The sequence below is a fragment of the Ruegeria sp. BC8 genome (genome assembly GCF_056535705.1).
In genome coordinates, this window is record NZ_JBQFIV010000001.1 from 601,225 (window position 1) to 615,032 (window position 13,808).

Below are 13,808 nucleotides of genomic sequence, written 5' to 3' on the forward strand. Positions count from 1 at the left end.
TCTTTCCTCTCTGAAGAATAGCGATTATCTGGCAGCCATGCGGATCCTGTTTTTCATATTGCTTTTCCTGATGCCGATCGCCGCGCAGGCAAAATGCGTTGTCCTGCTGCATGGGCTTGCCCGGACCGAAGCATCGTTTTCGGTCATGGAGCAGTTGTTCAAGGTGCACGGGTACACCGTTTTGCGGCCGGGTTATCGCTCGACGGATCTTCCGATTCCGGAACTGGCCGACCGGACCATACCCGAGGCGTTTGCGGCGTGCGGAGATGACACCGTCAACGTTGTCGCGCATTCGATGGGGGGTATCCTGTTGCGCTACTGGCTGCAGGATCACCATCCGCAGAATCTGGGCCGCGTCGTCATGCTTGGCCCGCCCAACCAAGGCAGCCAATTGGTCGATGAACTGGGCGATTGGGAAGTGTTCGGTCTGTTGAACGGCCCCGCCGGCCTGCAGCTGGGTACGGGTCCCGAAGGTATTCCGCGTCGCCTGCCACCGGTCGACTTCGAGCTGGGGGTAATTGCAGGCGAGAACTCCTTGAATCCGGTCTTTTCGTCGCTGGTTGATGGACCGGATGACGGCAAGGTCGCTGTCGAAGAAACCAAAGTCCAGGGCATGACCGACCACATCGTGCTGCCGGTGACGCATACGTTCATGATGAACAACCCGCAGGTCATGGCGCAGGCTTTGCACTTCATCGAGTTCGGTGAGTTCGATCCCAACATAACCTGGCTGGACGGTGTGATGGACATCATTGATGAGATCTGCATCGGAGAGGACTGCGCCGAACCCGCCTCGGAACCCACGCGATGACCGCATTGGAGCTGACCTTTTCCGGGGCGCAGGTTCTGCACCCTGATCGCGGACTTGTCGGTAACGATCTCTCAATCGCGGACGGCTTGATCCAGGAGGGCAGCGGTGCGCCGGTCGTTGATCTGAGCGGCTATCTGATCCTGCCGGGCATCATCGACCTGCACGGGGACGGGTTCGAGCGTCACATCGCCCCGCGCCGGGGGGCCATGAAGCAGATGGACGAGGGCATCCGCGCCGCCGAGGCCGAACTGGCAGCCAATGGCATCACCACCGCCGTGCTGGCGCAGTTCTACAGCTGGGAGGGCGGCGTACGCGGCCCAGAGTTCGCCGCCGACGTGTTCCGCGCGATCGCGGCGGTGAAGGGCAGCGTGGTTACCGACCTGATCCCGCAGTTGCGGTTCGAAACCCACCTGCTGGATGACTATGCCGACCTGCCGGGGCGCATCGCCGACTGGCAGGTGCCCTATGTCGTGTTCAACGATCATCTGCCCCATGACCGTCTGGCGCAGGGGCGTACCCCGCCGCGTTTGACCGGGCAGGCGCTCAAGGCTGGTCGCAGCCCCGAGGCGCATCTGAAGATGCTGCAGGCGATGCATGCCCGGACCTCCGAGGTACCCGCCGCGCTTGATGCGCTGTGCGCGGCGCTGGCCCAACAAGGCGTGCGTCTGGGCAGCCATGACGACGCGACGGCAGAGGCCCGTTCCCAATGGCGCAAACGCGGCGTGCATATCGCCGAATTTCCCGAAACGCTCGAAGCGGCCGAGGCTGCCAAGGCTGCGGGCGATCACGTCATTCTGGGCTCGCCCAACGTGGTGCGGGGCGGATCGCACAAGGGCAACGTCAGCGCGCTGGACCTGATCGCCATGGGGCTGTGCGATGCGCTGGCGTCGGATTACCACTATCCCAGCCCACGCAGGGCGGCGTTGATGCTGATGAAATCGGGGTTGCTGGATCTGGCGGGCGCGTGGGCGCTGGTGTCGTCGGGGCCCGCGCGGGTGCTTGGCCTTGAGGACCGCGGGTCGCTGCACCCCGGCAAACGCGCCGATCTGGTCATTCTGGACGCTGAAACGCAGCGCGTGGCGGCCACCATCGCCGGCGGCCGGGTCAGTTTCCTGTCGGGGGATGTCGCCGGGCGGTTCGTCGCCGCAGCGCGCTAGCGTTTGATCCGGTTGAAATGGCCCATCTTGCGGCCCGGCTTGACCTCGGCCTTGCCGTACAGGTGCAGGGCCACGTCGCGCTGTTGCGCAAGCTCGGGCACGCGGTCCATGTCGTCGCCGATCAGGTTCTCCATTACAACATCCGCGTGACGCTGCCCGTCGCCCAGCGGCCAGCCGGCCACGGCGCGGATATGCTGCTCGAACTGATCGACCGCACAGCCGTTCTGCGTCCAGTGACCCGAGTTGTGAACGCGCGGCGCGATCTCGTTCACGATCAGGCCCTGCGGCGTCACGAACAGTTCGACCCCCATGACGCCGACATAGTCCAGCGCATTTAGGATATTCGCGGCCAGCAGCACCGCGTCGGTCCGCAGGGCAGGGGACAGGCGCGCGGGCACCGTGGTCGTGTGCAGGATGCCGTCGCGGTGCACGTTCTCGCCAGGGTCGAAGCAGGCCACCTGGCCGTCCAGCCCGCGGGCGGCAATGATCGACACCTCGTGGCTGAAATTGACGAAGCCTTCCAGGATCGCGGGCGCGCCCTGCATGTCGGCCAGTGCGGACCGGGCGTCCTCGGGCGACTTCAGCCGCGCCTGCCCCTTGCCGTCATAGCCGAAGCGGCGGGTCTTGAGGATGGCCGGCGTGCCGATCCGTTCGATGGCGGCCTGCAGGCTGTCCAGGTCGGTCACATCGGCAAAGGGTGCGGTGTTCAGGCCCAGGCCTTGCAGGAATGTCTTTTCTGTCAGCCGGTCCTGACTGACCCGCAGCGCCTCGCGTCCCGGGCGGATGGGGCGGTGCGATTCCAGAACGTCCAGCGCCTCGGTCGGGATGTTTTCGAACTCGTAGGTGATGACATCGACCGATTGCGCAAAAGCGGCCAGCGCCTCGGCATCCTCATAAGGTGCGGTGGTTACGCGATGCGCCACCTGGCCCGCCGGCGGGTTGGCGCCCGGCTCGAAGATATGGGTCACAAAGCCCAGCCGCGCCGCGGCCATCGACAGCATCCGCCCCAGCTGGCCGCCGCCCAGAATTCCGATCACCGCGCCGGGCTGCAAGGGGTTACTCATCGCGGGGCTCCTCGGGGATCGAGTCCGACAGCGCCGCGCGCCAGGCGTCCAGCCGGTCGGCCAAGGCTGCGTCCTGCAGGGCCAGAATACCGGCGGCCATCAGGCCGGCATTGGCGCCGCCGGTCGAACCGATGGCCATGGTCGCAACCGGGAAACCCTTGGGCATCTGCACGATGGAATAGAGCGAGTCGACACCGGACAAGGCCCGCGTCTGTACCGGAACGCCGATCACCGGTACCCGCGTCTTGGACGCCATCATCCCCGGCAGATGTGCGGCACCGCCAGCGCCGGCGATGATCACCTGCAGCCCGCGCTGCACGGCGGTCTTGCCGTACTCCCACAAACGAACCGGCGTGCGGTGGGCCGAGACGATCTTGGTCTCGTAGGCCACGCCCAGTTCGTCCAGTATCTCTGCAGCGCCTTTCATGGTGGGCCAGTCCGACTGGCTACCCATGATGATTCCGACTTTGATCTCGCTCATCCGCCCTGTTCCCCGCCTGCTTTAGGAAGCGCGCACTATAGTGAAATCCGCTTGCGTGGCAATGCGGTTGACCGCGCCGGATCAGGCGATGATGTCAGGGGTCAGGCGATCCTCGATCAGCCGGATGATATCCTTCAGGCGCAGCTTCTGTTTCTTGAGCCGCTTCACCGTCAGCTGGTCGGCAGTGCCGGTCGCCTCGAGCGCCTTGATCGCCTCGTCCAGGTCGCGGTGCTGCTGGCGAAACACCTCCAGTTCGACGCGCAGAACCTCGTCGGTTTTCATCGAAATGTCGGTGGGCGCGTTCATGGGCGACTCATGTGTGGCTGGTGGTGCGTGTTACACAAGATAGTGCGTTCAAGTGAATCCGCCTAGACCTTGTGGAGACACACGTTTCATCCCATATTGTCTTGTGCGCAGCTGCCGTTACGGGGCCGCGCATCACGTCGCTTTGACAAAGAAGGACGAGAAAACGTGTCAAAACTTACTCTTGGCTCATACCCGCATCTTCTGGGGTTCGAGCAGCTGGAACGCCTTCTGGAACGGTCTGCAAAGGCCGGAAACGAAGGGTATCCGCCCTACAACATCGAACAGACGTCGGATCATTCCTACCGCATTACCTTGGCCGTAGCCGGGTTTGCCGAGGACGACCTGTCGATCACCATCGAAGATCGGCAACTGGTGATCCGGGGTCGTCAGCGCGACGACAGCGAGGGGCGCGTGTTCCTGCACCGCGGCATCGCGGCCCGTCAGTTCCAGCGCATGTTCGTGCTGGCCGACGGTGTCGAGGTCGGCGAGGCCATTATGGAAAATGGCCTTCTGCATATCGACCTGACCCGCGCCGTGCCCGAAACCGTTGTGCAGACGATCAACATAAGGAAGGGGTAAGCCATGAATACACCGTATGAAATCAACACCGAAGGCAATCGGATCGTCTATGTGAAGGCTGTGAACGTGGCCAACCTGCCGCACGAGGTGCGCACGCAGGTGGGTGATCTGGATCATCTTTATGCCGTTCACGATTCAGATGGGCAGCAACTGGCGCTTGTCGCCGATCGAAAGCTGGCCTTCGTACTGGCGCGGCAGCATGACCTGTCTCCGGTGGCCGTGCACTGACACGGCCACAGACCGATTCAACGTGACAAGCGGCGCGTGAGGCGTCAAACATGCCACCCGCGGGTTTGCATTCCCGGCACTTTCTGACTGCAGGCACGAGAGGGCGCATGAGCTGGTTCGATTTCGATTGGGTGGATGCTTTCAGCGACACGGCATTCGGCGGAAATGGCTGTGCAGTCGTGCATGGTGGCGCGCATTTGCCGGAAACGGTCTGCACGGCGTTTGTCCGCGAGACGTCTTTGGTCGAATGCACGTTTACCGGCCCATCGGATGTGGCGGATATTCGAGTGCGGTATTTCCTTGCCAGCCGCGAAATTCCCTTTGCCGGACACCCGACCATTGCGACCGTGGCAGCCATGCGCTCCCGTGGAATGATATCTGGTGACGCATTGACGCTGGAAACCGGAGCAGGGATCGTGTCGATCGAGCTGCATGGCGACCAGATCGAGATGACCCAGATCGCGCCCGAATTCGGCACGCGGGTGCCGGAAGACCTTGTTGCAGCTGCGATCGGCCTACCTGCAAGTGCGATCATTTCGCCGCCGCAGATGGTTTCGACCGGGCTGCCGTTCTGCATTACAGTTCTGCGGGATCACGCAGCCTTGCGCGCGGCACAACTGAATGTGGATGCGCTGCAACGGGTGGCGGAAACTGCCGGATATGCCGGGTCCGACATGGCCGAACCCTTTCTGGTGACCCTGCAGGGGGCCACGGCTCAAGGGGATACGTTCTCGCGTCTGTTGCTGGCGCCGCCCAGCCCGCCCGAAGATCCGTTCACCGGCTCCGCCACCGGCGCAATGGCGGCTTACCTGTGGAAATACGGGCTGATGCCGAAAGACAGCTTTATCGCCGAACAGGGCCACGACATGGGCCGTCCCGGCCAGGCGACCGTAACGCGGGTCGGGCCAACGGATGCGATGACGGGCATCAAGGTTGCCGGGCGCGGGTTCGTCCTGATGCGCGGACAGACCGACCTGCCGGACAGCCTGCAATGACCGAACCTGCGATCGCGATTCTGCCCTATGGCCACCGTCTGGGGCCGAAACTGGCCTCGGTTCCGCTGGCAGATCTGAATTGGCCGCTGGGCTGCCCCGAGCGCCTGTCAGGAAAGACCGTTGGTGACCTCGCGCCCTCCGACCACCTGATCATGTATCCCAATTCCACTGTACACCTGCGCCTGCGACGCGGCACGCGGGCTCGGATATCGCTGATGATGGGCGAGCCATCGGCCATACATGGCAAGCACGATCGGATGCTGCGCTGGACCTGGCGGCGTTTTTTCCGGGTGTTCACTTTTCACGACGTATTGCTGAACAGCCTGCCCAACGCGGTTTTCCTGCCCTACGGCGTGACCCAAGTTCCCGAGTGGCAGGATCTGAGCGTCGTCAAGACGCGGTCATGTTCGCTGATCGCGTCGGCGAAGCGCGATCTGGAGGGGCACCAGCTGAGGCACAAGCTGATCGATTGGGCCCGCGACACAGGCGCTGACATCGACATCATGGGCCGCGGCTATCAGCCGTTCGAGAACAAGTCAGACGGGTTGGCACCTTATCGTTATTCGGTCGTCATCGAAAACGTGCGCGAGAGGAACTACTTCTCGGAGAAGCTGATCGACGCCGTTCTGTGTTCGACAGTCCCGATCTATTGGGGGTGCCCCAATATCGGCGACTTCCTCGATACCGAGGGGATGATCCTGTGCGAAACCGAGTCGGACATCCAGCAGGCCGTGCAAATGCTGTCGGGGGAAGACTATGAAAAACGCCTGCCGTATCTGCGGGCGATGCAACCGCAGGCCGCCATCTATGGAGAGTTCGAACTGAGGGCCGCCGAGGCCTTGCGGGATCAGCTTTCAGCAGGCTGACTGTGCCGAACGCGCACTTTGGCTGTGCCGGAGTGGGTCAGTGCCGCGAGACACGTTCCAAGTAATCGATCGCGTCCTGCAATTCTTCCAGAATGTCATACCAGCCGTCCACGTCGTTCAGCCGGCGGAACTCGGCTTTGACCGAGTCGTGGTGCATCATGTCCTTGGCCTCTTTGAGACTGTCGCGCGCCGAGTCTGGCTCCATGTTGCCGGCAGCGGTCTTGGCCGCATCGATGACCTCAAGGATCTGACGAAGACGGGTCGTGCCGGGCGTCGGCGGAACCGGTGGCACGACAAGCCCCAAAGGGTGATCCTGGGGCGGCGGCTGCAGTGTATCCAGCGCCTTTTGAATCTTGGCTTTGATCTTGTCGCATTCCTTCACCCAATCCGCGTAGGTGCGGATCGATTTCAGAAGGTCCAGCAGCCAGTCTATGGGGATAAATGGTGTCAGGCCCCCTGCCATAGCCGGTGCAGCCATCAACGCCGGAAGTTGCAACCGGGAAAACTGGGCGATCTTGTAGTCGGCAATTACCGCTGCGCGGTTGTCTCCCGCAAACATGGCTCCGCCATCTTCGGTGCTTTTTTGAGTTGCCATATGTTCACCCTCCCAAAGGATGCAGACAAATTATGTCTGCGCAAAATATGCGAAATAGTAGCATTTTCTGGAGGAAACGTCGAACGACCGCCAATCTGCGCGGATGGAAGGGGGGTGTTCAAAGCAGTGTTCTGGAAATGAAAGACCCCCGGAGATGTCTCCGGGGGTCAGTGTTGACAGCAACTAGCTGTGGCTCAGGATCCGGCAATCAATCCCATGCTTTCCAGCTTCAGCAGAACCTGATGGGCACAGTTGTCCACGTCCACATTCTCGGTCTCGACGCGCAGTTCCGGGTTTTCCGGCACGTCGTAAGGGTCCGAAATACCAGTGAACTCTTTGATCTTGCCTTCACGCGCCAGCTTGTACAGGCCCTTGCGGTCGCGGCGCTCGCATTCCTCGATGCTGGTGGCCACGTGAACTTCGCAGAACGCGCCGAACTGCTCGATCTCCTCGCGCACGGCGCGGCGGGTGGTGGCGTAGGGCGCGATCGGGGCACAGATGGCGATGCCGCCGTTCTTGGTGATCTCGGAGGCCACATATCCGATGCGGCGGATGTTCAGGTCCCGGTGTTCCTTCGAGAAGCCCAGTTCCGAGCTGAGGTTCTTGCGGACAATGTCACCGTCCAGCAACGTGACGGGACGGCCGCCCATCTCCATCAGCTTGACCATCAGAGCGTTGGCGATGGTCGATTTGCCCGAGCCCGAGAATCCGGTGAAGAAGACGGTAAAGCCCTGCTGGCTGCGCGGCGGATAGCGGCGGCGCAGTTGCTCGACCACCTCGGGGAACGAGAACCACTCGGGGATCTCAAGCCCCTCGCGCAGACGGCGGCGCAGTTCGGTGCCCGAGATGTTCAGGATCGTGACGTTGTCGCGGTCCTCGATCTCGTCCGCGGGTTCGTACTGGGCGCGTTCCTGCACATAGACCATGTGTTTGAAATCGACCATCTCGATGCCGATCTCGTCCTGGAATTTGCGGAACAGGTCCTGGGCGTCATAGGGGCCGTAGAAATCCTCACCCTGGCTGTTCTTGCCGGGGCCGGCATGGTCGCGGCCGACGATGAAGTGGGTGCAGCCGTGGTTTTTGCGGATCAGGCCGTGCCAGACCGCTTCGCGCGGGCCGGCCATGCGCATCGCCAGGTTCAGCAGGCTCATGGTGGTGGTCGAGGCCGGGTATTTGTCCAGCACCGCCTCATAGCAGCGCACGCGGGTGAAGTGATCGACATCACCGGGCTTGGTCATGCCCACAACCGGGTGGATCAGCAGGTTGGCCTGCGCCTCACGCGCGGCGCGGAAAGTCAGTTCCTGGTGTGCGCGGTGCAGCGGGTTGCGGGTCTGGAAAGCCACGATGCGGCGCCAACCGACCTTGCGGAAATAAGCGCGCAACTCGTTCGGGGTGTCGCGGCGCGCCTTGAAATCATAATGCACCGGCGGCTGGATGCCGGTCACGGGGCCGCCCAGATAAACCTTGCCTGCCACGTTGTGCAGGTAGTTCACGGCCGGATGCGCATCATCATCGGCACCGAACACCTTCTCGGCCTCACGCGATTTGTCCGGGGTCCAGCGGTCGGTAACGGTCATGGTCGCCAGGATCACGCCTTCCTGGTCGCGCAGCGCAATGTCCTGACCCAGTTCGATCTGATCGGCGAAATCTTCGTTCACATCCAGTGTGATCGGCATCGGCCAAAGGCTTCCGTCGGCCAAGCGCATGTTTTCGACGACGCTGTCATAGTCTTCCTGACTCAGAAAGCCCTTGAGCGGGTTGAACCCGCCATTCATCAGCAATTCCAGATCACAGATCTGGCGCGGGGTCAGGTCCCAGCTGGTCAGGTCGGCGGCTTCGACTTTCAGCTTTTGGGCGGACTCATAGGAAACATACAGTTCTGGGATCGGAGCCAGGTTACTCAACATCGTCATCGCAATACTCTTGAGGCAGTGTGGTCAGTCAGTGATTCAGGTGCATTTCCGGGCCATGTGCCCCGGTCGTCAGTCGAAGTCCATATACATTCATGAAACAAAGGAGGATATGCGCGGTTTTTCCCCGGAATGGAAGGTTTTTCCGGGCCGGAACCGAAAAAGCGACGAAAATCCCACCGGATGGGGACAATATCGTCAACCGGCGGCGATCTGTTCTGGTGAGGTCAGAAGTTGGTCCAGATCCAGAGCGCGCTCGACGGGCAGGGCAGGGACGGGCTCGGTTACGCCCCGGAGCTGGAACAGACGCAGGTCAAGGCCATCGGTCTCAAACCCGGCCGCGCGCAGCACGGCTTCCGAGACCAACAGCTCGGCCCCGAGCGCTTTGGTTTCTCCTTCCAGCCGACTGGCGACGTTCACGGCGTCACCGATGATGGTCCGCGCGGCGTGGCCGGCAGCGCCGATCTCTCCCAACACAAGGTCGCCCAGGTGCAGGCCCATGCCGATGCGGATCGCGGGGCTGTTTTCCTGGGACAGCTGCTGGTTGAACTGCGCAAGCGCATGACTGATGTCGATCGCAGCTTTCAGGGCAGAACGGGCCGAGCTGGACGTGTCGGGTGTTTCGAACACGGCCAAAAGGCCATCGCCCATGTATTTGTCGACGACCCCGCCGTCTGCGGTAATGGCTGGAACAATGGCGTCAAAGAACCGGTTCAGCAGGAACACGATGTCATAGGGCAGTTGCCCCGTTGTGCGCGCGGTAAACCCGCGCATGTCCAGAAAAAGCACGGCCAGTTTTCGCTCTTGCCCCTGGCTGGCATGCGCCCGCTGGCGTCCACCATCCGGCCGGAAAACACGGAAAACCGTCAAGGGGCTAGAGGGGCGGACCTGGCAGGCAAGGCGCGTGCGCTGTGTGGCCCCCACGGCTTTCAGGCTGCGGGCTTCGACCTCGCTGGGCGGTGGAAGTGACTCGGCGCCATCCTCGACGATGACACGGCAGGTGGTGCAGCGCCCCCGGCCGCCGCACAGTGCAGTATGCGGAATACCGTTGGCTTGTGACATCTCAAGCAGCGTCATGCCTTTCTCTGAGGTCACTTCTGGCCCATCGACATATCTGACGCGCACCGAGTGTCGTCTGCGCCAAAGCTTGCCTCCGAAATGGAACGCAAGAGCTGCAGCAAGCGCGATCCAGAAGGCCATCAAGGCGTTGTCCTTGACGCTGAACAAAACCTGGAACTCTTCGGGGCCGGGCCAGTTGTAATGCTCGATATACTGTTCGCGTAGATCCGGATCCGCAAAATCCATCCAGATGCGCCGCCCTTCGGTCAGCAAACCGGCCAGGGCAAAGCTTGGGATGAAGACGGCAACTCCGATCAGATAGGGTACGGTTTGGCGCCACCACGAAGTCAGTCGCAGCCAGATATGCAGTCCGATGCACCCGTGTATCCAGACGATCAGCATCAGCAGACTTTGCATCCAGATGGCCGAATTTGGCCACATCAGAATGATGATGTAGCCCATCTCGTCATTCACGTCGAAAACCTGATGCGCATAGCGTGTCTGGACGATGTGCGAGATCAGTTGCAGCGGAATGAGAAGGCCAAGAACGATCTGCAGGGCCGTATGAAAAGGCATTCGCAGGGTTCGGCGCTGGGCGATCGACACCAATGCCAGACCCGCATGTACGATCAGGGCAAGATACAGGACAGCGCTGCCAATCGAATGGCGCGTGACCGTTTTCCGAGAGTCCTGCATGTCATGCAGGTAGTCGGTGTGAAACAGCCCCAGCCCGATATTGATGAAGTGGAAGAAAGCAAAGGCAAACAGCACAAGACCACTGATGATCCTGAGACGGGTCGCCCAACTGCCCTGCCAAAGGGGGGTGTTCAAAAGATCACCTGAAATCTGCCGCGCTCGGGCAAGTCTGCGTTGCCGCGCTGTGTGGGTCAAGGTGCCAGAGGAGGGCGGTACGCAGCGCCGAAGACGCTGCGCGTCGCGGTCATTCCTGTTCGGCAAGGAACCGTTCGGCATCCAGCGCAGCCATGCAGCCCATTCCGGCCGAGGTGACCGCCTGCCGGTACACATGGTCGGTCAAGTCGCCGGCCGCGAACACGCCGGGGATCGAGGTCTGCGTGGTGCCGGGTTTGGTTTTGACATAGCCGCCCATATGGGTTTCCAGCACGTCCTTGACCAGTTCGTTGGCAGGTGCGTGGCCGATGGCGACGAACACGCCCTTGCAGGGGATCTCGGTGATTTCGCCCGTCTTGACGTTCTTCACCCGCACGCCTTCGACGCCCAGCGGGTTATCTGTGCCAATCACTTCCGCCAGCTGGTGGAACCACAGCGGCTCGATCTTGTCGTTCTTGAACAGGCGCTCCTGCAGGATCTTCTCTGCCCGCAGCTCGTCCCGGCGGTGGATCAGTGTGACCTTGCTGGCGAAATTGGTCAGGAACAGCGCTTCTTCCACGGCGGTGTTGCCGCCGCCGATCACCACGATCTCCTGTCCGCGATAGAAGAACCCGTCACAGGTGGCGCAGGCCGAAACACCGAAGCCCTTGAATTTCTCTTCCGACGGCAGCCCCAGCCATTTGGCGCGTGCGCCGGTCGCCAGGATGACCGCGTCCGCAGTGTAGACGGTGCCGCTGTCGCCCTTGGCGGTGAAAGGACGTTTGGACAGATCCAGGTCGTTGATGATGTCACCGATCACCTCGCAGCCCATGGCCTTGGCGTGATCCTGCATGCGCACCATAAGGTCGGGGCCTTGAACTTCGGTGTCGCCCGGCCAGTTCTCGACTTCGGTGGTGGTGGTCAGCTGGCCGCCCGGTTCGATGCCCTGCACCAGAATCGGGTTCAACATCGCGCGGCTGGCATAGACGCCCGCAGTGTATCCGGCAGGCCCCGATCCGATGATCAGAACCTTGGTGTGTCGTGTCTCGGCCATGGAACCCCCACTCGATTATTGCCTGAGCGCCGTCGTGGGCGCCGGGCTTCGATATAGCGATAGCATCGATCGGCTTAAAGCCCCTTCGTCTCACGCGTCCGTCATGTGGTTCCAAGGTGCCGGCTTGCCTGATCGACAGACAAAGATTATTGCGCTGGTGCGAAAGAATATTGCGCATGGCACCTGCGCTGATATAAGAACCGAAAATTTTAGGAGCACCGCATGGTCACGACACGGCTGGACGAGATCGACCGAAAGATCCTTGCAGAACTGCAGGCAGACGGACGAATGACCAATGTCGAGCTCGCAAAACGTGTCGGAATCTCGGCCCCACCCTGCCTGCGGCGCGTGCGCACGTTGGAGGAGGCTGGCTTTATCCGAGGATACCACGCCGAGGTCAACGCCCGGGAACTGGGGTTCGAAGTTCAGGTCTTTGCGATGGTAGGCCTTGAAAGCCAGGCCGAAGCGGAATTGCGGGCGTTCGAAGACCGCTGCCGAGACTGGCCCTTGGTCCGGGAATGCCACATGCTGAACGGCGAGGTCGACTTCATCCTGAAATGCGTCGCCCCCGACCTCAGCAGTTTTCAACAGTTCCTGACGGGTGAGTTGCTGACCACGCCGAACGTGGCCAGCGTCAAGACTTCGCTTGTCATCCGCGGTGCAAAAGACGAACCCGGCGTGCCGTTCGACGTATTGGAAGAACGGATGAACCGGACGGCGTAACGCCGGCGCGTCTGGTTTGCGATGCGCATGGCGGCAGCACCGCCACGATGGCCAGAGAAATGGCCCAACTCAGTAAAATCTGCATGTTGCCCCCCAAAATGCAGTGGTGATGGTCAAAGCTGTCACGCCGTGATGGCGTCGATCTCGCCCTCCCCGGCGCGTGCCATAAGCAGCGGACCGAAATCGTGCAAGGAATGGATATGCGCGAACAGGTTCAGGTAGATCGAGCGCAGCGAGTGGCTCATCATCCGGACCGCGTTCACGCCGGGATGATAGGTTTCGAACTGCAGCCCATCGACATTGATGACCGCGTGGCGCTCCAGGCAGATGTGGAACAGCTCGACCGGAGTGGGCGGCTGCGTTTCGATCACGGACATGCCGTCCTGAAATTCGGCAACGGGTGTCAACATCGGCTGGCCACCTCCAAGATGCCGCAGATGCGCCGGTGTTGCCAGCAAGCGGGCTGCGGGGCCGGCAATGACACCGGACAATGGTTTTTGCATGCCGAACGTGTCTGCCATGATGCGGGTCAAAGGGCGTGTCCGCCCGCGCGAGTCTTCGCGGCCAGGTACCAAAGTGACCGAGCCTTTCCACAACACCTTTTCGGATGCGCCGGTCTGGGTCAGGACCGTGTCGCCCGGCATCAAGTCCTCGATGGCGACCGGGCCGTGTTCCGTCTCGACCAGAGACCCACGTGTAAAGGCGCAGAACGCGTCTTCGAAAACGGGCAGCGCCGGTGCGATGTGGCGTGTCTGCGAAACTTCCCCGTTTTTCAGCAGCGCACTCACCTCGTATCGACGCAGTTGCGCCTTCTGTTTGGTGCCTGGACGCGGTGCTTCGCGCAGCAATGCCGAAGTGTCGAGGGCATTCTGCGCGGCACGTGCCAGTGAATTTGGAATAGTCATATTATTCCGTTCCTTCCAATACGCCGAACAGGCGGGAAACATCCCCGTGGAGGCCCGCCTGACAGCTTGATTCTTTGTCTTGAAAAAAGTGCGCCACCTCCATGCGGGTACCGACATGGCCGCGCATGGCGAATGGATTTCGCATTCGTTTGGTCAACACAATGACCCCCCAGACAAACTCGTACACTGCGAACGTAATTGTCCGCACACAAACGCCCTGAAAAACGTCGGCTGCGAATACCAGCCT

The 13,808-nt window shown here is 61.5% G+C and carries 15 protein-coding genes; 7 read left to right on the top strand and 8 right to left on the bottom strand.

Features of this window, described 5'->3' with window-relative positions; translation table 11 throughout:
- The first annotated feature begins 37 nt into the window (after positions 1-37).
- Together ACR3EK_RS03190 and ACR3EK_RS03195 are read left to right on the top strand one after the other, a co-directional pair.
- Positions 38-811, top strand: a complete 774-nt coding sequence (locus ACR3EK_RS03190) for an alpha/beta fold hydrolase (RefSeq protein ID WP_480632658.1) — start codon at positions 38-40, stop codon at positions 809-811.
- Positions 808-1,968 carry an alpha-D-ribose 1-methylphosphonate 5-triphosphate diphosphatase gene (locus ACR3EK_RS03195; protein ID WP_480632659.1) on the top strand — a complete coding sequence of 387 codons (1,161 nt, stop codon included), beginning with the start codon at positions 808-810 and terminating at the stop codon, positions 1,966-1,968. The genes ACR3EK_RS03190 and ACR3EK_RS03195 overlap by 4 nt, the downstream gene beginning before the upstream one ends.
- On the opposite strand, the gene ACR3EK_RS03200 is transcribed toward ACR3EK_RS03195, so the two are convergent.
- The 3 genes from ACR3EK_RS03200 to ACR3EK_RS03210 all read right to left on the bottom strand — a co-directional run bounded on the left by ACR3EK_RS03200 (position 1,965) and on the right by ACR3EK_RS03210 (position 3,819).
- A complete protein-coding gene (locus ACR3EK_RS03200; RefSeq protein WP_480632660.1) occupies positions 1,965-3,032 on the bottom strand; it encodes a 5-(carboxyamino)imidazole ribonucleotide synthase in 1,068 nt (355 codons plus the stop codon). The genes ACR3EK_RS03195 and ACR3EK_RS03200 overlap by 4 nt on opposite strands.
- Complete coding sequence (gene purE / locus ACR3EK_RS03205; protein WP_480632661.1) at positions 3,025-3,513, bottom strand: 5-(carboxyamino)imidazole ribonucleotide mutase; 489 nt, start codon at positions 3,511-3,513, stop codon at positions 3,025-3,027. Before purE ends, ACR3EK_RS03200 begins: the two co-directional genes overlap by 8 nt.
- Before the next feature lie 81 nt (positions 3,514-3,594).
- On the bottom strand, positions 3,595-3,819 hold the full coding sequence (locus ACR3EK_RS03210) for a YdcH family protein (protein ID WP_005981552.1): 225 nt from the start codon (positions 3,817-3,819) through the stop codon (positions 3,595-3,597).
- 165 nt (positions 3,820-3,984) lie between these two features.
- Between ACR3EK_RS03210 and ACR3EK_RS03215 the strand changes: the two genes are divergently transcribed.
- The 4 genes from ACR3EK_RS03215 to ACR3EK_RS03230 all read left to right on the top strand — a co-directional run bounded on the left by ACR3EK_RS03215 (position 3,985) and on the right by ACR3EK_RS03230 (position 6,487).
- Positions 3,985-4,398 (top strand): Hsp20 family protein, encoded by a 414-nt coding sequence (locus ACR3EK_RS03215; RefSeq protein ID WP_093964658.1) that lies wholly within the window; start codon positions 3,985-3,987, stop codon positions 4,396-4,398.
- A 3-nt stretch (positions 4,399-4,401) separates the two neighbouring features.
- The gene (locus ACR3EK_RS03220) at positions 4,402-4,626 is read left to right on the top strand and encodes a DUF1150 family protein (RefSeq protein ID WP_093964659.1); all 225 of its coding nucleotides are present in this window, start codon (positions 4,402-4,404) and stop codon (positions 4,624-4,626) included.
- Between the two features lie 107 nt (positions 4,627-4,733).
- Complete coding sequence (locus ACR3EK_RS03225) at positions 4,734-5,621, top strand: PhzF family phenazine biosynthesis protein (protein WP_170585430.1); 888 nt, start codon at positions 4,734-4,736, stop codon at positions 5,619-5,621.
- Positions 5,618-6,487, top strand: coding sequence for a hypothetical protein (locus tag ACR3EK_RS03230; protein ID WP_480632662.1), 870 nt, complete (start codon positions 5,618-5,620; stop codon positions 6,485-6,487). The genes ACR3EK_RS03225 and ACR3EK_RS03230 overlap by 4 nt, the downstream gene beginning before the upstream one ends.
- A 37-nt stretch (positions 6,488-6,524) precedes the next feature.
- On the opposite strand, the gene ACR3EK_RS03235 is transcribed toward ACR3EK_RS03230, so the two are convergent.
- The 4 genes from ACR3EK_RS03235 to trxB form a co-directional block, all read right to left on the bottom strand.
- Positions 6,525-7,082, bottom strand: a complete 558-nt coding sequence (locus ACR3EK_RS03235) for a hypothetical protein (protein ID WP_480632663.1) — start codon at positions 7,080-7,082, stop codon at positions 6,525-6,527.
- Positions 7,083-7,276: 194 nt separating this feature from the next.
- Complete coding sequence (locus ACR3EK_RS03240) at positions 7,277-8,995, bottom strand: bifunctional sulfate adenylyltransferase/adenylylsulfate kinase (RefSeq protein WP_170340581.1); 1,719 nt, start codon at positions 8,993-8,995, stop codon at positions 7,277-7,279.
- Between the two features lie 195 nt (positions 8,996-9,190).
- Positions 9,191-10,882 carry an adenylate/guanylate cyclase domain-containing protein gene (locus ACR3EK_RS03245; RefSeq protein WP_480632664.1) on the bottom strand — a complete coding sequence of 564 codons (1,692 nt, stop codon included), beginning with the start codon at positions 10,880-10,882 and terminating at the stop codon, positions 9,191-9,193.
- 109 nt (positions 10,883-10,991) lie between these two features.
- A complete protein-coding gene (gene trxB / locus ACR3EK_RS03250; RefSeq protein ID WP_480632665.1) occupies positions 10,992-11,933 on the bottom strand; it encodes a thioredoxin-disulfide reductase in 942 nt (313 codons plus the stop codon).
- Positions 11,934-12,155: 222 nt separating this feature from the next.
- Here trxB and ACR3EK_RS03255 point away from each other — a divergent pair, with 222 nt between their 5' ends.
- Complete coding sequence (locus tag ACR3EK_RS03255) at positions 12,156-12,656, top strand: Lrp/AsnC family transcriptional regulator (protein WP_093964666.1); 501 nt, start codon at positions 12,156-12,158, stop codon at positions 12,654-12,656.
- A gap of 122 nt (positions 12,657-12,778) precedes the next feature.
- On the opposite strand, the gene ACR3EK_RS03260 is transcribed toward ACR3EK_RS03255, so the two are convergent.
- Complete coding sequence (locus ACR3EK_RS03260; protein ID WP_170357143.1) at positions 12,779-13,561, bottom strand: Hint domain-containing protein; 783 nt, start codon at positions 13,559-13,561, stop codon at positions 12,779-12,781.
- Positions 13,562-13,808 lie beyond the last annotated feature (247 nt).